This is a genomic window from Cohnella boryungensis (genome assembly GCF_042651945.1).
Lineage (GTDB): Bacteria > Bacillota > Bacilli > Paenibacillales > Paenibacillaceae > Cohnella > Cohnella boryungensis.
In genome coordinates this window covers 1-17,857 of sequence record NZ_JBHSED010000022.1, presented here as the reverse complement: position 1 = coordinate 17,857, position 17,857 = coordinate 1, and the positions used below count along the sequence as shown (strand labels likewise).

The 17,857-nt window shown below is 45.2% G+C and carries 18 protein-coding genes; 12 read left to right on the top strand and 6 right to left on the bottom strand.

Annotated elements, in window-relative coordinates:
- Positions 1–358 precede the first annotated feature (358 nt).
- Together ACFO1S_RS12980 and ACFO1S_RS12975 are read left to right on the top strand one after the other, a co-directional pair.
- Positions 359–1,249 carry a helix-turn-helix domain-containing protein gene (locus tag ACFO1S_RS12980; RefSeq protein WP_204601864.1) on the top strand — a complete coding sequence of 297 codons (891 nt, stop codon included), beginning with the start codon at positions 359–361 and terminating at the stop codon, positions 1,247–1,249.
- Between the two features lie 119 nt (positions 1,250–1,368).
- Positions 1,369–2,406 carry a linear amide C-N hydrolase gene (locus ACFO1S_RS12975; protein WP_204601863.1) on the top strand — a complete coding sequence of 346 codons (1,038 nt, stop codon included), beginning with the start codon at positions 1,369–1,371 and terminating at the stop codon, positions 2,404–2,406.
- 245 nt (positions 2,407–2,651) lie between these two features.
- On the opposite strand, the gene ACFO1S_RS12970 is transcribed toward ACFO1S_RS12975, so the two are convergent.
- Positions 2,652–3,650, bottom strand: coding sequence for a MerR family transcriptional regulator (locus ACFO1S_RS12970; RefSeq protein ID WP_204601862.1), 999 nt, complete (start codon positions 3,648–3,650; stop codon positions 2,652–2,654).
- A 1,052-nt stretch (positions 3,651–4,702) separates the two neighbouring features.
- Between ACFO1S_RS12970 and ACFO1S_RS12965 the strand changes: the two genes are divergently transcribed.
- A complete protein-coding gene (locus tag ACFO1S_RS12965; RefSeq protein ID WP_204601861.1) occupies positions 4,703–4,954 on the top strand; it encodes a hypothetical protein in 252 nt (83 codons plus the stop codon).
- A 79-nt stretch (positions 4,955–5,033) separates the two neighbouring features.
- Here ACFO1S_RS12965 and ACFO1S_RS12960 read toward each other — a convergent pair whose 3' ends face one another.
- The 5 genes from ACFO1S_RS12960 to ACFO1S_RS12940 all read right to left on the bottom strand — a co-directional run bounded on the left by ACFO1S_RS12960 (position 5,034) and on the right by ACFO1S_RS12940 (position 7,785).
- Positions 5,034–5,438, bottom strand: a complete 405-nt coding sequence (locus ACFO1S_RS12960; protein WP_204601860.1) for a type II toxin-antitoxin system death-on-curing family toxin — start codon at positions 5,436–5,438, stop codon at positions 5,034–5,036.
- The gene (locus ACFO1S_RS12955; RefSeq protein WP_378126906.1) at positions 5,435–5,680 is read right to left on the bottom strand and encodes an AbrB/MazE/SpoVT family DNA-binding domain-containing protein; all 246 of its coding nucleotides are present in this window, start codon (positions 5,678–5,680) and stop codon (positions 5,435–5,437) included. The genes ACFO1S_RS12960 and ACFO1S_RS12955 overlap by 4 nt, the downstream gene beginning before the upstream one ends.
- Before the next feature lie 239 nt (positions 5,681–5,919).
- A complete protein-coding gene (locus ACFO1S_RS12950; RefSeq protein WP_204601858.1) occupies positions 5,920–6,504 on the bottom strand; it encodes a TetR/AcrR family transcriptional regulator in 585 nt (194 codons plus the stop codon).
- 52 nt (positions 6,505–6,556) lie between these two features.
- The gene (locus ACFO1S_RS12945; RefSeq protein WP_204601857.1) at positions 6,557–7,336 is read right to left on the bottom strand and encodes a DNA alkylation repair protein; all 780 of its coding nucleotides are present in this window, start codon (positions 7,334–7,336) and stop codon (positions 6,557–6,559) included.
- A complete protein-coding gene (locus tag ACFO1S_RS12940) occupies positions 7,333–7,785 on the bottom strand; it encodes a VOC family protein (RefSeq protein WP_204601856.1) in 453 nt (150 codons plus the stop codon). The genes ACFO1S_RS12945 and ACFO1S_RS12940 overlap by 4 nt, the downstream gene beginning before the upstream one ends.
- A gap of 323 nt (positions 7,786–8,108) precedes the next feature.
- On the opposite strand from ACFO1S_RS12940, the gene ACFO1S_RS12935 reads away from it, so the two are divergent.
- The 9 genes from ACFO1S_RS12935 (at position 8,109) to ACFO1S_RS12895 (ending at position 17,739) form a co-directional block, all read left to right on the top strand.
- Positions 8,109–8,699, top strand: a complete 591-nt coding sequence (locus tag ACFO1S_RS12935; RefSeq protein ID WP_204601855.1) for a Crp/Fnr family transcriptional regulator — start codon at positions 8,109–8,111, stop codon at positions 8,697–8,699.
- A gap of 59 nt (positions 8,700–8,758) precedes the next feature.
- Entirely contained in the window at positions 8,759–9,502 is a 744-nt protein-coding gene (locus ACFO1S_RS12930; protein WP_204601854.1) for an SDR family oxidoreductase, read from the top strand.
- Between the two features lie 228 nt (positions 9,503–9,730).
- The gene (locus ACFO1S_RS12925; protein ID WP_378126903.1) at positions 9,731–11,281 is read left to right on the top strand and encodes an MDR family MFS transporter; all 1,551 of its coding nucleotides are present in this window, start codon (positions 9,731–9,733) and stop codon (positions 11,279–11,281) included.
- Positions 11,282–11,321: 40 nt separating this feature from the next.
- Positions 11,322–12,500 carry an FAD-dependent oxidoreductase gene (locus tag ACFO1S_RS12920; protein WP_204601853.1) on the top strand — a complete coding sequence of 393 codons (1,179 nt, stop codon included), beginning with the start codon at positions 11,322–11,324 and terminating at the stop codon, positions 12,498–12,500.
- A 52-nt stretch (positions 12,501–12,552) separates the two neighbouring features.
- Positions 12,553–13,245 carry a TetR/AcrR family transcriptional regulator gene (locus ACFO1S_RS12915; RefSeq protein ID WP_204601852.1) on the top strand — a complete coding sequence of 231 codons (693 nt, stop codon included), beginning with the start codon at positions 12,553–12,555 and terminating at the stop codon, positions 13,243–13,245.
- Between the two features lie 564 nt (positions 13,246–13,809).
- The gene (locus ACFO1S_RS12910; protein WP_204601851.1) at positions 13,810–15,015 is read left to right on the top strand and encodes an RCC1 domain-containing protein; all 1,206 of its coding nucleotides are present in this window, start codon (positions 13,810–13,812) and stop codon (positions 15,013–15,015) included.
- 165 nt (positions 15,016–15,180) lie between these two features.
- The gene (locus ACFO1S_RS12905) at positions 15,181–15,411 is read left to right on the top strand and encodes a hypothetical protein (RefSeq protein ID WP_204601850.1); all 231 of its coding nucleotides are present in this window, start codon (positions 15,181–15,183) and stop codon (positions 15,409–15,411) included.
- Positions 15,404–15,766, top strand: a complete 363-nt coding sequence (locus ACFO1S_RS12900) for a hypothetical protein (RefSeq protein ID WP_204601849.1) — start codon at positions 15,404–15,406, stop codon at positions 15,764–15,766. Before ACFO1S_RS12905 ends, ACFO1S_RS12900 begins: the two co-directional genes overlap by 8 nt.
- A gap of 302 nt (positions 15,767–16,068) precedes the next feature.
- Positions 16,069–17,739 carry a helix-turn-helix domain-containing protein gene (locus ACFO1S_RS12895; protein WP_378126900.1) on the top strand — a complete coding sequence of 557 codons (1,671 nt, stop codon included), beginning with the start codon at positions 16,069–16,071 and terminating at the stop codon, positions 17,737–17,739.
- The last annotated feature ends 118 nt before the right edge of the window (positions 17,740–17,857 follow it).

Sequence of the window (17,857 nt, the reverse complement as noted above, 5' to 3'; positions counted from 1 at the left end):
AGTAGCGAGGGTCGATGATTGCCCCCAGTCCGAAGGAGGGCATTGGGGTTCGATCGCGCGGAAGGCTGCGGAGCAGTCTGAGCACGCAATTCAATTCTACCGCTAAGATTGTCATCGTCGATCAAGCTTCGTCAGCAAGTATAATGAGGAATTGGATACTCCCCTCGCCTCCACCATGTAAATCCACAACCGCGTGAGGTTGTGGATTTTGCTTTTCCTCGACTCTTTAATGTATGGTAAGCATAATCCTAGTAAATGACCAATGTACCCTTAATGAGATTCCGATGCTTGGAGTAGTTACATGACTAGCATAATCCCATATAATGACTGTGAATCACGACGGGAAGAGGTGTTATTGTTGGATTACTTTCAAGGAACTCAGAGATTTATTGATTATATTGAAGATCATCTTGATGAGGAAATCGATATTGATGAAGCTGTGAGTAAATCCTATATTTCCAAGTTTCACTTTTACCGATTATTTAAAGCGATTGTTGGTATAACCGTTCACGAATACATAAAAGGAAGAAAACTTAGTAAGGCAGCGGAGCATCTTCGCAACACAAATGATGACATCTTAAAGACAGCTGTAAAGTATGGTTTTAATTCGCAAGAAGTATTTACACGTAATTTCAAGAAGCTATTTCATTATCCCCCTGCTAGGTTCCGAAGCATGAATGATTATAACTGGCGTTCAAGCAGGACGAATAAAATTAATATAGATGCAATTAAGCTGCAAATAAAAAACGTAAGTGGAAAAATCGTAGTTAATGAGAAGATTGAGATCATAAAAGATTTAAGACTGGTGGGCATTGAAAGAGTAACCAACGATAATAACAGCTTCACAGTGATTGAAGCAATGGAGCATTTTATACAAGAGGCTGAGCGGATACCAAACTGTGTGAATGAAACCATTTATCGTGTTTGTTATGATATTGATCATTCTGAAGAGATTGCTCAATATAAAGAGTTAATTGCTGTGGAGGTTACTGATCACTCTGACTTGCCGTTAGGAATGACAGCAAAGTGCATCGAATACGCGAAGATGGTTACCTATAACCATGAAGGTAAGCTATTTGCAGGTGAAGAAGAGAAAATTATTAATACCTATCAGTTCCTATATAGTTATCGCATCCCTTATTTAGAGTACGAACTAACAAATGAGTTATTGCTTGAAAGATATGGTGCAAATTTTAAAGGACCACATCGAGAAGACTCAACAATGGGGATTTCATTTTCAATTCGATAATACAAATAAAAGTAGCAATAAGAATCAAACAATAAGATGAGCGTTTTGGTAATTTCAAGTTAACGAGAAGGAAGTTGACTTGGAAATCTAGGGAGCTTATTTTATTGGAGGGATTTCTTATGTGTACTACATTTACGCTTCAAAATAATGAATCCATTTTACTGGGACAAAACTATGATTTCTATTATGGGCATGGCCTAATTGTAGTAAGTAAGAGAGACTTATTGAAGGACTCTCTTAGGGAAGATGGCAAAAAGGGAGTAACGTGGACATCTAAATATGGAAGTGTTACCTTCACGCAGTTTGGACGTGAGTTACCGTCGAGTGGAATGAATGAAAGAGGCTTGGCTATTGCTATGATGTATCATGAGGATGGGCAATATCCGGAAGCAGACAACAGACCTGCTCTAAATGAGCTGCAATGGATTCAATATCAGTTAGACCAGTATGCTTCGGTAGAAGAAGTGGTCAATAATCTAGATCACATAAGATTAGAAAAATCAATGTATGAGCTGCACTATACGGTTTCAGATGCTTCAGGACATACCGTCATCATTGAATTTATTGCTGGAAAGCCACAGGTGATCAAGGATGCACAGTACTTTACGGTAACGAATACCAGCTTCGATAAGTCACTACAATATGCGAACAAATTCAAAGGAACCTCTATATCTAAGCTGTCGAAGCGAGTGAATTCTCTGGACCGTTTTACACTTGCCTATCGCATAGTGGAGAATAAGAGTCTACAGTATGTATCTTCGCAAATTCCGATCAAGGAGGCTTTTACCGTTTTAGAAGAAGTGTCGGTGAAGCCCTCTTTTGGAAGCATCTGGAGATGGGTTGGGCACAAGATTCCGCCTACTTTTACTTATTGGAGTATTGTATTCGATATGAAGAATTTAACGATTCATTATCGAGATTATCGCAATAAGGCAATACGCTCAATTGAACTGAAGAACTTTAACTTTTCTAAAGTTGAGCCAGTATTATCCTTACAACTGGATAATCAACTAAGGGGTGGAATAGAGTCTGATTTCAAACCCTATACCGCCCAAGATAATGAACGAATTATCCGAATAAGTTATAAACCGATTACTGATATTTTTCCGATAGAAGATCAGTTAGAATTAGCGAAATATCCCGATACATTCAAGTAAGGGCTTATAACGAATGTAGTATTAAAGGGAATAGAGGAAGAGAGTGAAGAATTGTGGTTTCATACAGACACGATTCGCCTCCACCCAAAAAACTCTGACCGCATGAGGTCAGAGTTTTTATGTGGAAAGAAACGGGGGAGTCGCCCCAGTCCGGAGGAGGACATGGGGGTTCGATCGCGCACGAGACTGCGGACTCTGAATCCGAGGAATCTCGGATGGCAGTGGCGCAGTTCCTACGGTTTCAACTAAAAACAATTCTTTAACCTTACTGGAAACAATAAATCCAGCTGCATATCACTTAGGTTAAATTCTGGATTTTGCAGGTTGCCCCAGAAATTCAACTGTTCCTCCATGCATCTGTCCATATCGTCTTCGCAGGGAGAACAACGAACGGTGCGCCAGTCATTTTCGTACTTATCATTCTCTGCTACCCAATCATGCAGCAATTTCCAATGGTCGAAATTCCCCATCATGATCATATGCGCGGCATACAGGCCGCCTGAGAAAGTGCGCTTGATAAGCGGTTCCGGCACGTCCATATCCTCTGGAATGGTGACCCACATCTGATACTTGCGCGAGGGTTCCCCTACGCCAGTTTGACCGGCGGAGCAATCGAATCCAAAGTGCCGAATATCGGGCTTGATCTTGAGCAGATTACTTTCCCTCACAAACCGGTTAATTATATCAGAGGCTTTTCCCTCGCTATCCTCTCCAATCCCGCTGGCGGCAGCCACAGTCATGGGCGGCAGGTATATTATCCTAACATCTGTTAGATTGGTGAGCTTCTCGTTGGCTTGGCTCAGTTCATTCATTGACTTTTCCTCCTTAAAATTGATTTTTGAGACAGTCAGCGCATCCACAACCTCCAGCAAATTTTCATCGTCTGGCAATGCGAACTTCATGCCGCCATAGTTCAACCTTTCAATAAATACTTCTATAACACGGCGAATGGTCGCGAGCGCAGCGATTTCATCTTCAATTTCGGCAAGATTATGCTCCAACGTCTCGATAGCAATGCGTGCGTCGGCACTTTTTAATATCTCAGCTATCTGTCTGAGCGGTATCCGTAGTTTGCGCAACACAATAATCCGACGCAGGCGCATAACGGCATCAGCATCATATACGCGATAAGCGAAGTCTACTTTTTTCATAGGGTTGATCAACCCGATTTTCTCGTAATATCTCAGCGTCCGGGTCGAAATGCCAAACAGCCTAGAAACCTCGCTAATGGTTTGCAGTTCCATGTCCGTCCCTCCCTTAGCATAAGGATACAAGTTGACGCGACGTCAAAGTAAATAGTAAAGCTTGTACTAAATCTGTTGTAAAATACACATAATATTTTGCGCTCTTTGAAAAAGCTTTTCATCAGGAACCAATTAATAAAGGGCTTTAGCTTCATCGTTAATCTGTATTGCTTACGACAAGGGGCTTATTTCAAGTCTCATAATCCCGATAGTTGACTACCTTCCAATGTTGGTTACAGATTCTGATTAAAGAATACTATTACAATTGATCATCTGCTAGTGATGAGCTCAGGTTTCAATTGGCAAGAGAAAGAAGAATGGGATTCGCTGGCCACATATGATTTACAGCTCAAAATGGGTCAAATATGTATTGGAAAACCATTGGCGAATGCTCTAGGCGAGCATTATGAATTACAACTCGGGTTGTAGCCATTTATTGATGGCGATACTCCAAAAAAACGACAGGCGCAAATGCTCAGGAATTTACTGATGACAACTTATTTTCTATACTGAAATTTAGTGATTATATTTGGCATAAAGACCCGCAAGCTATAAATATAGGTGGCGAGCGATTGGGGAGAGCAAGTAACGAGGGGGCGTTAGCCCTCGATTCCGAAGGAGGCATTGGGGTTCGATCGCGAGTATGCCTTCAAGGACAGATTCCAGGACGATCGATTCTAGGGAATTGCTCAGATGCTTCAGAACTGATTCCAGACGGGTGCTGTTACGTTTTAGAATGCGCTTATATTGGGTGCTGTCGTAACGATTACGGGTCTTGGCAAAGGCGCGAAGAGGATACAACCGCGTGGACGGTACTTGTGAAGATCATAGGGCGGATACCTGAGTCATGGGAAACCAATGCAGAGGTAAAGTTTATTGCAGAGAGTGCACCCTGGCACTCATGGCAGCAAGGATATTGTTTCAAGCTCTGGAACGGCAGGGATGTAGCTGCTGTAACGATTCTTCGAAGTCAAATTTTTGAATAATTATCCCGTCATTATGAAGATTACTTAGGCTTCTCAGCGACGCAATAAAGGTGGAGGTTAACGACAATGGATGAGTATGTATGGGCTATATTTGTAGCGGAGAATAAGAGCAGTTTCCCTAATTTCTATCCCGTCGGACTGTTCACTTCACGCGAAAAAGCTGTGAAAGAACTGGAAGGATTGCAGAAAGATATGAATTATCAATTGCTGAAGCTGCCCATCAATCGGATGTTTCCCTACTTTCACAAGAAGAGTGGCAAGATTGTCGGCATGGATGGGATTCATCACGAGCATATTCATTTCAGAGAAGATGATTAGCTGTATGTCGTTAAAGCGGCAGTTAGGAGGAGTTATACCACTATGAACACCATCCGCATGAGGATGGTGTTTTTGCTCTTTATTTTGTTATTGGAGTGGAGTGGGCTTCAATGATTGTAGCGGCGTGTCTACGATCAAATTGATGATTAACCATATCCACCGTAAAATCTTCTGCTTTCTGGGCATCCATTTTAAAGTGCAGGTCATTGTAACGCAGAAATATAACCAGTGCTGTAAAAGCTGTTCGTTTATTTGCATTGTGAAAAGGATGGTTTTGCCCAATCGATTCGAACAAAGCGGCAGCCTTTTCATAAATAGTGGGATAAGCATCTTCGCCAAATATCGAGGATTGCGGTCGGTGGACAACTGATTCGAGCAACCCAGTTTCTTTAACGCCAATATGTTCCCCTGGACTGTAACGTTGAATCATGGCTACATTAATGGCTATTACTTCCTGAACAGATAAATAACGAGTTTGCGTCATCTATCTTTCAGTCCTTGAAGCGTTTGATCGTATTCTTCAATGACATCTGTCAAAGCAGTCATAAAGTCTGGGCTGATTCCTACAGGCAATGAGACTTTTGTTGACTTTTTAATAATAATTTCCGCTGAGTCTGGACTAACCTCAATGTTGACTGTATCACCTTGATTCAATCCAATTTGCTTCAATGCGTCAGTCATGGTTATCCCCAGGCTGTTACCAAATTTGGTTACTTTTCGTTCCATCTCAACCATCCTATTCATAAGTGTGCCTCATAATTATATTTAACTGTTATAACAATTATACAATTATAGACGTGAAATTCAACCTAATAAGGCGGCCGTTCAGGTGACATCAAGATTGCAGCTACACCCGTAGAAAGCCGCGTGGCGTGATCTTCGGACAGGGGTTCGACTCCCCTCGGCTCCACCATGTAAAACCACATCCGCATGAGGATGTGGTTTTTGCTTACAGCTTATTCAACTTAACTTCTAAAACCATTCAACATATTGGAGATGATGATTTTGGTTTCCGCTAATGCTTGCTCATAATCTGGCATTTGTGCAATCCAGAGCGCTGATTCATTCAAGGCTCCAGATAGACAATGAGTCATTGCTTCAATCGACCCCTGTTTGAGGCATCCTTGCTCCTCCATAGTTTGCAGTTGCCCCCGTAGTAAGCGCATGGAGTTATGTTCGTCCATACTCCGCCAAGTCTCCCATCCCAATACAGCGGGTCCGTCCACGAGCATAATGCGTTTGTTCTGAGGCTCAACTGCGGCAGCTACGAATGCAATGCATCCAAGGAGCAACTGTTCCCATACATCCTCACTTTTCGCTGCTTCCGACTCAATTCGTTCTGCAACGTCTTTCTGAACCGACTCCAGTACAACATGAAAGAGACCTTTTTTACTCTTAAAATGATGATAGAGTGCCCCTCGTGTAAGCCTGGATTCCTTGGCAATATCCTCCAAAGCAGAGTCCGCATACCCGTGTTCGGTAAAATAACCTCTGGAAACTTCTATCAATCTGTTGATGGTTTCATTCGTTTCTTCTTTGTTTCTTCTCATAAACAGTTTGTCTCCTGTCCCGATCTCTTCTTGCCCATTAATCAGACTGCTTTCAAAGCTTCTCCAAAAGTGCTATTGCCGCATGATCTCCTGATTTTGTTAATGATCGCAGTGAATGACGAATCATCCAGGTGCGATGCTTCCCCTCATACTCCAATCGATTATTTAGCCAGTTAAGTGTAATTTCCTTATAGTCTTTCGTTAAATCATTCAAATGGTTAGCCACAGATTTTCTTACATAGAAGGAAGGATCATCCCACAAGCGCTCCAGTAAGGCAAGATTATTAGCAGGGTCTCCCTTGATTACGTGGATTCGTTTTGCCCAGGGAAGACGTGGGCGGGTTCCTTCACTAACTAAACGGCGGACATGAGGGTTAGCATCACGCGACCATTGCCTTAGCTGATCTATTGTATCTTCTAGGTGAACTTCAAGATAAGGACGGATGGCATATTCTGATGTATATCTTTTTGTGATCTCATACATAGCATGCATGGAGATCTCGAAGTTCTCTAGCCCATACTTTTCAACAAAATAGGCAACAGGCATTAGAAAATATCCATTGTTGAACATTCCCTCTTCGGTTTCATTCTCCGGTCCAAGAATATGCAATAGAATGTTCAGCGCTACCGAATAATCAGAGGGCAATGCTTGTCTTAATTGGTCGGTAATTACGGCGACTCGTTCTTTTAGTTCAAGTGGTTCGACCCTTTTTATAACGGATTCGACGAATACTTCTGCAGGGAAATCAGGATAGTACGGGCTAATCAATCTGCAAAGACGAACGGCCAACTCTCCAGCAAAATAATGTTTTAATTGTACCGTAGTACTCATTCCATTTCACCATCGTTATTATTCAACCATATCTGATCTGCATACTTAGCACTCTCTGTTTCCGATGGTGGGATAATTTGTATGATATCAATTAATACACCATTAGGATCGCTGGTTATGAAATGTCTCTGTCCAAATTCTTCATTACGAATATCGAGTTGCAAGGGCAGCTTCTCATTCAAAATAAGTCTCTTATATTCTGAACCCACGTCATCTACTTCAAAGTTTAGAATCAAACCTTGGACTCTCTTTTGGTAAACAGGCGGTATGGTAGGGTGCGATGCGTCCAAGAGAGCTAATTCATAAGGGACTTTACCATTAGTCAATCTAAGGCTCACGTACCAGTCGGCTTCATATACCTTTTCAAATTGAAAATATGTTGAGTAAAATGTTGAACTCAAGGCAACCTTCTCCGTCAATATAACAGGGTAGAAGCTTGTAGTGATCATTGGTAAACATCCCCTTTATTTTAATATGGACTCACCATAACATACATACAGTTTGTTTGTAAATATATAACCTTTAATTTACGCTTGCGTACTGTCCAAAGGAATATGTCCAAGGATATAGGTCCTCCCAGACAATTTCAACATCAAACTCCGGCGAATTGTGGTTTTGCAAGGCCACGGTTCACCTCCACCATGTAAATCCACAACCGCATGAGGTTGTGGATTTTTGCGATATACACAACGGGTATCAGGATATACTTTGTTTTTCGCCGAAGGAAACACCGTACACACCACGAATAAATGGTGAGTAGGGGGGATTGGAGATGAAGGTCGAAGAGAAAGAGATCGAGCTTTTATTGTCTGCATTCGAACAGCTTGTCGAGATTCCACCGAAGGAGCGGGAGTTTTTCCGAGCGTTGGTCGAAAGTAGAATCGTGCCTTCACAGAGCCATTTCGTGCGGGCCGGGGAACTAACGGCGGATATTGGTTTTTGCTTGAGTGGTCTGTTTCGACTTTACTATACGACATCCGATGGCGCCGAATATAACAAGAGCTTTTGTGGGCAGAACGAATTTGTGGCGTCCTACAGCTCTTTGTTGATGAAGGAACCAGCCTATTTTTCTATCCAGGCGCTGATGGATAGCCAGCTGCTCGTCGTTCGGTTTCGGGATTTTGAGGCGCTGTTCGATAGGCACGTTTGCTGGGAGAAGCTTGGGCGAAAAATCGCCGAGCGTATGTTCATCAGCAAGGAAAGACGCGAAAGGGAGCTGCTTATGCTTTCTGCGGAAGAGCGATACCGTCTATTTCTTGGTCGATACAAGCATTTGGAACACCGGGTCCCGCAGTATCACATTGCTGCGTATCTGGGTATTACACCCGTCGCGCTGAGCCGGATTCGCCGAAGATTAACCTAGGTTAATGAGAATCTCCACTCCTTCTTTTAGAATAAGGGGACGAGAGAGGAGATGGATTGATGAAAAAAGCAGGACATACGGTACTCATTACGGGAGGCGCATCGGGGATTGGACTGGCTTTGACGGAACGGTTCGTTCACGAAGGGAATAAGGTGATTGTCGTTGGAAGAGACCAGAAAAAGCTGGATGCGGTGAAAGACAAATGTCCGGACATCGTCGCATACGTCTGTGACTTGCGCTCGGAAGAGGAAACCGATTCGCTTGCGGCTAAGCTTAACGAGAAGCATTCCGATTTAAGCGTGCTCGTGAACAATGCGGCGATGCAGTACTTAGAGTCGTTTCTTGACCCGCAAGATGGGAAGATCGGCGAACGGATTTCTGAAGAAATCGGTTTGAATCTGACCTCTCCGATCCGACTGACGGCGAAGCTGCTGCCCTTGCTCGCGCTTAGGGAGGAAGCTGCTATCGTGAACGTATCATCGGGACTGGCCATTTCGCCGAAAAAAAGCGCTCCCGTGTATTGCGCGACAAAAGCGGGCATCCATCTTTTCACGAAGGCGTTAAGGTACCAGTTGGAATCGACGCAAATTCGGGTGTTCGAGATCATACCGCCACTCGTGGACACCGAGATGACGAGGGGGAGAGGCAACGGGGTGAAGCTATCTCCAAGGCAGCTTGCAGAGCAGTTCTGGCATGCATACAGGCGCGATCGACTCGAGGTGCCGATCGGCAAGGTTAAGTTGCTGAAGATCCTTAAACGGATTATTCCATCGGTGGCTGATGCGTTGCTAAAGAACAGTTGAGGCTAGAAAATAACTCTCGGCGATTTGTGGATTTACTTAGCCCCCACCCAAAAAACTCTGACCGCACGAGGTCAGAGTTTTTTTGTGGCAAGAAACCGGGAGTCTCCCCAGCCAGCTCGTTTCGCTAGAGCTGCCATTATGATCAGCTGCGGCAGAATAGCGTATCTAATCGGCTGTATCTGTCAATTTCTGTACCACACGCTCTTAACTCACTAACGAACACTGTTCTTGACGAACGATGTTCGTGATGATATAAATGAAATGTGCTTATCAGAGCTCAATAAGCATGCCTTGAAATTCATGCAGAGAGAAGTGGGGATAATTAATATAGGGCCAGCTAATCACACAGCAAGTGCGCAGGCCGAATTTTCATTGAAACAAATATTGCCAGTGTTGCTTGCAGTGGCTTCGGGGATGTTTCTGGTTATTTTGGACAGTACGATTATGAACGTGGCAATTCCCAAATTGGTAAGCGCCTTTCAGACCAATCTGAGCACCATACAATGGGTCATTACGTCGTATACGTTGTCGTTATCAGCCGTAATTCCGCTCGCGGGTTGGTTCTCGGACCGTTTCTCGTCGAAACGAATGTTTATGACGAGTATTGTGCTGTTTGTGATCGCTTCTATGCTGTGTGCACTGGCTCAGACGCCTGAGCAACTGATCCTCTTCCGTATCCTGCAAGGGCTCGGGGGAGGCATGATAGCCCCGATCGGGATTGCAACGGTGTTCTCTGTTTCGCCTCCCGATAAGCGCGGTTCAGTCATGGGCATCCTCGGCATTCCGATGCTGCTTGCGCCAATTCTAGGTCCTGTGCTTTCTGGCTGGTTGATTGAGTTTATGAATTGGCACTGGATCTTTGTCCTCAATGTGCCGGTTGGTTTTGTCGCGTTGCTATTGGCGTGGAGATATCTTCCCCTAGCGAAGCCAAGGCACAACAGTAAGCTCGATGTAATCGGCGCACTCTTGGCGCCGATCTCCGCCGTCGCGCTTGTCTTCGGGGTTCATCAAGCTGGAGAGAAGGGCTGGTCTGATGTATGGACGCTTGGCTCAATCCTGTTCGGTACCCTGGTGCTGGCTGTATTTATCCGGCATGAGCTGAGGCAGAAATATCCGCTGCTGGAGCTTAGGGTGTTCCGTTCTCCGGCATTCGTACATGGGATTATCGTCGCATGGCTTAATCAGATAGCGTTGTTCGGCAGCATTCTATTGTTCCCTCTTTATTTGCAGCAGGTAAAGGGATTTTCGCCTCTTGAGGCGGGACTGTATGTCATCCCGCAGGCGGTCTTGTCGACAATCGGGATCAACCTTGGCGGTAAAATGTTTGACCGTTACGGTGTTCGACCGGTCGCGATAATCGGCATTCTGTCTTTGTCCGGATCGTTACTTGCTTTGACGCAAGTTACTGCCCATAGCAGTCCGTTTTACATCATGTGCAGCTTTGCCTTTGCAGGGCTTGGCCAAGGATTGACGATGATGCAGATCAATACCCATGTGCTTAAGTCGGCTCCTAAGGAATTAGTCAGCCGCGTGACCCCGATCACGACTTCCGCCCAGCAAATTATGTCCTCCTTCGGTGTGACGATTACGATGGCTTATCTTGCCGGGAGGATCAGAGAGCTTCCAATCGATCATTCTCTCGATCAGTTGGGGCATGCCTTCGGTTCCACGTTCTGGATAACTCTGGGGTTTGCGATTGCGGCACTCCTTCTCAGTTTATTTTTTGCAAAGCGTACCGAATCTAATACTTCCACATATTTTCAAATTCAATCTAAGTAATGTCAGCTTAACAGCTAAAAATACTAAGGAGATGTTTACCATGAAAACAACAACGAGGAATGATCATAGACGTATCGCAATTATTGGAGGCGGTCCTGGTGGACTTACGCTTGCGCTTATTCTTCAGAAGCACGGAATCCCCTCTGTCATTTATGAGCGGGAGCTAGAAGACAAGAGCCATGAACGCGGAGGTTCCCTAGATATTCATGAAAATTCCGGTCAACAAGCGCTAAAGGAAGCCGGTCTTTTTGAGGCTTTTCAACAGGTGGCTCGCTATGAGGGGGAGGATTTTCGGCTATTCGATAAGACGGGGAAGTGCTTTATTGACGAAGTGGCCGATGAGGATGAGCAAGGGGGGCGGCCGGAGATCGACCGGGGAGTGCTTTGTGATTTGCTCTTGAGCAAGCTTGATCCTACGATCCTCCGATACGGGTATAAGCTTAATAAGGCTTGTTCCCTCGATAACGGGATGACCGAGCTTCATTTCGAGAATGGGTTCGTCGATAGGGCCGATCTTGTGATTGGAGCTGATGGTGCTTTCTCTCGAGTCCGTCCTATGCTTTCGGATACGGATGTTAGCTATTCAGGCTTGACGATGTTTGAGCTTAATGTTGTGGACGCAGCCAATCGCTACCCGGATCTTGTTGCATTCAACCGGCGCGGCAAGATGTTTGCATTGGATGATAACAAAGGGATTCTGGGTCAACTGAACGGCGACGGACGGATTAAGGTCTATGCCAGTCTTAAGGCAGAACGTGAATGGCTTCAGACCAGCGGTATAAGTGCGGATAAGCCGCAGGAAGCAAAATCTAAGCTGCTGGAGATCTTTGAGGATTGGAATGAATCTCTAAAAAAATATATCCGCTACGCAGATGACGCTGTTCTTCCAAGAAGGATCTACATGTTGCCGGTAGGGTTTCAGTGGAAGCGGAATTCCGGTGTTACTCTGATTGGTGACGCGGCCCACGTCATGTCCCCCTTTGCTGGAGAAGGCGTCAATCTGGCGATGCAAGACGCAATGGAGCTTGCGCTGGCTATCGTACGGAATGAAGATCAAGCTAAGGCTATCGAGGAGTATGAAGAGAAGATGTACGAGTATGCATCGGAGAAGGCTCGCGAGTCTCACGACAATCTTGTCCTTTGCTTCTCGGATGATGCTGCCCCGAAGCTTAACAACCTGATGAATTCGCTTATCGAGCAGTACAATATCCAAGCGTAAAGTGTTTGTCGGGCGGATTTACTATTTGCATCCGGCATGATATAAGAAGAGTATGATGAAACCAACCCGTGCAATTGTGAGTCGCCGGGCTCGTCCGGCCAAAGAACCGCTCAGTCATGAGTTAATCGTTAAGACTGCCTACGAGCTGTTGAAAGAGGAAGGCGCGACAGGCATGAGCATGCGTAAAGTGGCCAAAGCGCTGGATACCGGACCTTCCTCGCTTTATGTTTACGTGAAGAATCTACAGGAGTTAAGCTCCTATGTGCTGGATTATGGACTTGGCGAGCTCGTACTGCCGGAGCTAACGGATGGCAAATGGAAGGAGCAACTGTTCCAGGCTCTGGATGCGTATGCGATGCTGCTGATTGAGCGTCCTGGCCTTGCCGAGCTGTCCCTTCAAGTGATTCCAGTCGGAACCCATACATTTCGATTGAATGAATACTTGCTGAGGATCCTGCACAAGGGGGGGATCACGGCTACCTCTGCTGCATGGGGGATGGACCTGTTATTGTTGTACGTTTCCTCAGTTGCTTTCGAGAGGGCTGCCAGGTCCAAGCACGGAGAGGAACAGATGACCGCCATCCAGGAATCCTATCAAGCGTCTGATCCGGTTCGTTTCCCGCTGATTCACAGTCTGAAAGAGGAGTTGTTCTCTGGGGACACCGTTTCGAAGGAACGGTTTTATTGGGGAATTGAAGTGATCTTGAACGGCATTTTGCAGGCTAACGGTCTGCAACGGAGTTAGTGTCTAACCAGAAAATATAGAAAGCAGTCATTACACAGATTCTTCTGAGTTGGCTGCTTTTTTTTGTTGTCGCAGGCAGAAGAAAGATAGGCCTATCCGTCTCGGTATTGGCATCATCTTACATCTGGTCCTATGACAAAATTACGGGAAAGACCACTGTTTGAACGGTTGATGCAACGACTGGATTCGTGATCATGCTGCAGCAATTGCTGAAGAAGTCTAATTTGATTTAAAGGACGAATCAACGCGTGTCTTTCGGCTGCTTGTTTAATGACTTTGACCTTTAACCAGTCGGCAGAGGTGGACGCCAAAGACCAAGGAGCTAAGCGAGAACAGGCCGCTTAGCTCCTTGGTTTATTCCGAATGCCTTTCCGAACCTTTCTGTCCCCAAGGGGCTTTAGGCTCTAATTATTGCAGAGAATTATGATTTTCCTAAGGGGGGTGTCTGTATCCCCTAGCCTCCCAATCATTAGAATTATGAGAAGTTCCTAATATAAGGAACTTTTTGGATGGTAATTCTGTTTAAATATTGGAAGTATTAAAAAGGATTGGAGAGTGGATTTGTTGAAAGTTAATGCACAAAAAGGAAAATGGGCGAAATTTAGCTCGTCGATTCTATTGGCAACTGGATTAGCCGTGGTATTATCCGTACCGGCACTTGCTGCGCCAAAGCCCGACGTCAAGCCGCCTACCGTTATCGCTTACGATTATCACAGCGTTGCTCAACTATCGGACGGATCGGTATGGTATTGGGGAGGAATAGCGGATACGATTAAAGATAAGTACACGCTCCGAGACAATACCCCACAACTTATGCCCGGCTTAAAGGACGTAGCGGATATTCAAGCCTTCCGAGATAACCATATCCTTCTGAAAAAGAATGGTACGGTATGGGAGTGGGGGCGCCAGTTGAAGATCCTCTCCGAGAAGCCTTATGAGGTTGTTAGCGAATTTCCAGATCCCAAACGAATCAAGGAACTGTCCAATATTGTAAAAATCGCGGGCGGCGAGGTTTATTCCGCAATCGACAAAGACGGATCTGTATGGGTATGGCACCCTTTGGTATTCTACAATGGGATCCACAAGCTTGAGAATATAACCGATGCTAAAGATATTTCATGGGACGGTAAAGCCGGAGTCAATATCTTGAGGGAAGACGGAACGGTATGGAAATGGACGGCTTATGGCGAAGATCTTAAGCTTGTCCAAGCGGATAAGCAGTTTAGAACGGATAAGTTTACAGAAAACAATAGTTATACCGTTCGTAATATTGAGATGAACCCGAGTTATTCGGCCGTTCAGATTGAGGGCTTGAAAGATGTCGCGGCATTATCCAAAGGTCAGGGGCAGCAAAATTTCGCTATTGCGAAAGACGGAACGGTCTGGGGCTGGGGAAAGAACACGAGAGGCAATCTGGGGCTGCCGGCTAAGACGGAATTCGTAAATCAACCCGAAAAGATTAAAAGTTTATCGGATGTTTCTTCGATTGCTACAAATGGGTTATCCACGCTAATTCTGAAAAAGGATGGCTCTCTATGGGTTTTGGGGCACAATATTGGAAACGATCCTTTAGAATCTGAGAATGTACATAAATTGAGACGTATTGACGGAATTGAGAAGGTCACCTCGATCGCTTTAGGAGATCAGCATGCCGTAGCCATTACGGAAGACGGCAATTTATGGGCGTGGGGAAAAAATAATGCCGGACAGCTAGGAGATGCGAGCTTTAAAGATAGTTTGACTCCGATTTTGGTTAAAAAACTGCAATGAAGAGATAGCTTTCGACATACGGCTACTTAGACGTCAGCAACAAACCACAACCGCTTAAGGTTGTGGTTTGTTGCTTTATTCGGCTCCTAATCAGAGATAGCCTGCAGCGTAGACGAATCGAGCGTGCCGGCGTAGGCTAACATTACAAGAGGGGAAGTAACGATCATGTTGCAGCAATTGTTGGAGAAATCTGATCTGAAGGGATGGATCAGCAAATGCTCAGATGGCAGACTTGATGCTGCGGTTAATCGAGATTCTGTGTTGGTAAACATCCCTCTGGCAAGGCTTCTTTGTTATAATGAATTATCTGATAGTATTCATGGTAATGTGGAAAGTATGACCAATGCTTGTGTAGTATATATTACCTGTAATGGGCCGGTGGATCTGCATGAGTGAGAAATTTTGGTTAGTGGTGCAGTATCCACTAAAAAGCGAAAATGGCAACCAACGTGACCATTGGTTAAAAGATAAAGTGATGGAACACTTGGAGATATCCCTAGCAGATGCTAACTTAGGCTATGTTGATGGCTTTGATAGGGGGAAATGCATTTCCGACCCGAAAAAATATGCTCTTAATATATTTTGTGTTATTACGGAAGAAGAACGGGGTATAGCCTTGGTAAAAAGAGTTTTAAGAGAGAGCAGGCTTGATTATACTCGTATACTTATTGCAACAATGCCCTATGGAAAAGAAGAAACATATACCTTGAAATATTCCTATAAAAAGGGTATCACCGATTTTTCGCTATAGTAAGGTATTGCGTTATTTGTGTTAGACTTGCAAAAGTCCGACCAAGCTTGAAATAGAGAGAAGGGGGAGCGCATATGGATTGGGAGGCACACGTCGAACGATGGAGCCGAGCGGCCGTTCGCCTGCTGGATGTTCGTCAGCTTCGTGCGGAGAATGGAACTGTCCCTGATCGCTATGTGGCACATACAAGTTTTTTTGTGGTAACGACCCACGGAGAAGCGAAAGTGAGTCTGTCGGGAACGGTTTATCGGGCGCGTTCACCTTACATTTTACATGGAGGGGAGAATGCGGAGCTGAGCTTTATGCCGCAGGGCGACGAGTTTTCCTGCTATTTGATTTTGTATAAGGCTGATAGCGAGGCGCCGGAGGATCGGGAGAGCTTCCATATGACGTATGTGTTCTCTCCTTATGCATTGCTGCCTTTGCAGGTAAAGTGTCAGGAGATGAATCGCCTATGGCTGCAAGCAACCCCGATGGACAAGCTGCAGGCGCAGTCTGCTTTTCTTCCCTTCGTGTATGAGATCATACGGCAAATCCTTAAGTCCACAACGGAAGGCGGCAGGCCGAATCTGGTCATTGAAGTGATTCACTATATTCACGAGCATTATAGGGAATCGATTACTGCCGAGGAACTGGCCGGGGTTTACAATTGCAGTGCGAGCTACTTGTCTCGCTTGTTTAAGAGTCAGCTAGGGGTAGGCCCGATCGAACACCTGATTCATGTACGCATTCAAAAATCGAAGCAGTTTTTGCTGAAATCAGAGGCTCGTGTCCAGGAAATCGCGAACAGCGTCGGTTATGCGGATGTCTACTATTTCAGTCGCTTGTTCAAGAAACACACCGGCCACTCCCCGCTTCAATTTCGGGAGGACAATCGGCAGAGGGTTCAGCATAATCCATTACGCCAGTTAAAATCGTCTATTGTTTCCCCAATGGCCGCTTCCCATAATGAGAATGAGACTTATTATCATTGCAATGAGGAAGGGGAAACATCGATGTTTAGATTTTCAAGATCCGCGCTCGGAGCCAAGATGCTGCTATGCACAGCCTTGCTTCTGAGCGCATGTCAGGCAGGCGGCAGCAATACAGGGACGCCGGCCACCCAACCTGCTTCAACGGAGACCGCCACGAATAGTGGCGCTGCAGAAACGCGTGTTTACGAGCATTTGAAGGGCAAAACGGAAATTCCCGTGAAGCCTCAGCGCGTAGTCAGCCTCTTTCATTTGGGCGAACTGATGGCGGTTGGGGTAAAACCGGTAGGCGCGAGTTCCTACTTTCTGACTAATACTCTGTTGAGCGATACATCCGGCATTGCAGATGTTGGAAATCCTCCCGATACGGAGAAGATTTTGTCGCTAGATCCCGACCTGATCGTAACGACGGCACCATTCGCCGAGATCGTGGAGGGCGGGTACGATGCACTGAGTCAGATCGCGCCAACCATTGTCGTGGAGCAGCACAGCGATCCGATCAAGGATGTCGAAATGTTTGGCGATATTCTTGGCAAGCAGGAGGAAGCGCGGCAATGGAACGAGGCATTTGCGACGAAAATAGCCGATTACAAGGATAAGATTAGTCCGCTTATTGGTGCCGATGAAACCTTCTCCATATTAAATGTACGCCCCGGTTCGCTATTTGTTTACGGCGACACCAATATGGGAGGAAACATTATTTACAGGTATTTAGGCTTGAAGCCAACCGAAAAAGTAAAAACTGACGTTATTAACGGGGAAACATGGGAAATATCCGCCGAGGTGTTCCCCGATTTCATAGGTGACCATTTAATATTGGCCGTGAATGAAGGCGCGGAGGAAGACTTGAAGGGCGTGGACAAGTTTATTCAAAATTCGCCGGCAGGGAAAGCGGGAAAGATCTACAACATCGATTTCAATAAATTTCTTTTTAGCGATCCGATTTCAGTAGAAAAACAGCTGGATATCATTATGAATTTGCTGACTGAAAACAACAAATAAAAGAACAATTGCCGCAAGAGGGGCTGTCCAGAAAGCCAGTCAAAGCTGACTGCTGGACGCCCCGTTTTCAATGAATGTTAAAAATAGGAGCAAAAAAAATCGTCTTTTCTTGTAAAAT

What these genes read in the sequence shown, in the direction of transcription:
- ACFO1S_RS12975 (WP_204601863.1), top strand. Translation starts at nt 1,369, where the DNA reads ATGTGTACTACATTTACGCTTCAAAATAATGAATCCATTTTACTGGGA.
- ACFO1S_RS12970 (WP_204601862.1), bottom strand. Translation starts at nt 3,650, where the DNA reads ATGGAACTGCAAACCATTAGCGAGGTTTCTAGGCTGTTTGGCATTTCG.
- ACFO1S_RS12965 (WP_204601861.1), top strand. Translation starts at nt 4,703, where the DNA reads ATGGATGAGTATGTATGGGCTATATTTGTAGCGGAGAATAAGAGCAGT.
- ACFO1S_RS12960 (WP_204601860.1), bottom strand. Translation starts at nt 5,438, where the DNA reads ATGACGCAAACTCGTTATTTATCTGTTCAGGAAGTAATAGCCATTAAT.
- ACFO1S_RS12955 (WP_378126906.1), bottom strand. Translation starts at nt 5,680, where the DNA reads ATGGAACGAAAAGTAACCAAATTTGGTAACAGCCTGGGGATAACCATG.
- ACFO1S_RS12950 (WP_204601858.1), bottom strand. Translation starts at nt 6,504, where the DNA reads ATGAGAAGAAACAAAGAAGAAACGAATGAAACCATCAACAGATTGATA.
- ACFO1S_RS12945 (WP_204601857.1), bottom strand. Translation starts at nt 7,336, where the DNA reads ATGAGTACTACGGTACAATTAAAACATTATTTTGCTGGAGAGTTGGCC.
- ACFO1S_RS12940 (WP_204601856.1), bottom strand. Translation starts at nt 7,785, where the DNA reads ATGATCACTACAAGCTTCTACCCTGTTATATTGACGGAGAAGGTTGCC.
- ACFO1S_RS12935 (WP_204601855.1), top strand. Translation starts at nt 8,109, where the DNA reads ATGAAGGTCGAAGAGAAAGAGATCGAGCTTTTATTGTCTGCATTCGAA.
- ACFO1S_RS12930 (WP_204601854.1), top strand. Translation starts at nt 8,759, where the DNA reads ATGAAAAAAGCAGGACATACGGTACTCATTACGGGAGGCGCATCGGGG.
- ACFO1S_RS12920 (WP_204601853.1), top strand. Translation starts at nt 11,322, where the DNA reads ATGAAAACAACAACGAGGAATGATCATAGACGTATCGCAATTATTGGA.
- ACFO1S_RS12915 (WP_204601852.1), top strand. Translation starts at nt 12,553, where the DNA reads ATGATGAAACCAACCCGTGCAATTGTGAGTCGCCGGGCTCGTCCGGCC.
- ACFO1S_RS12905 (WP_204601850.1), top strand. Translation starts at nt 15,181, where the DNA reads ATGTTGCAGCAATTGTTGGAGAAATCTGATCTGAAGGGATGGATCAGC.
- ACFO1S_RS12900 (WP_204601849.1), top strand. Translation starts at nt 15,404, where the DNA reads ATGAGTGAGAAATTTTGGTTAGTGGTGCAGTATCCACTAAAAAGCGAA.
- ACFO1S_RS12895 (WP_378126900.1), top strand. Translation starts at nt 16,069, where the DNA reads ATGCCGCAGGGCGACGAGTTTTCCTGCTATTTGATTTTGTATAAGGCT.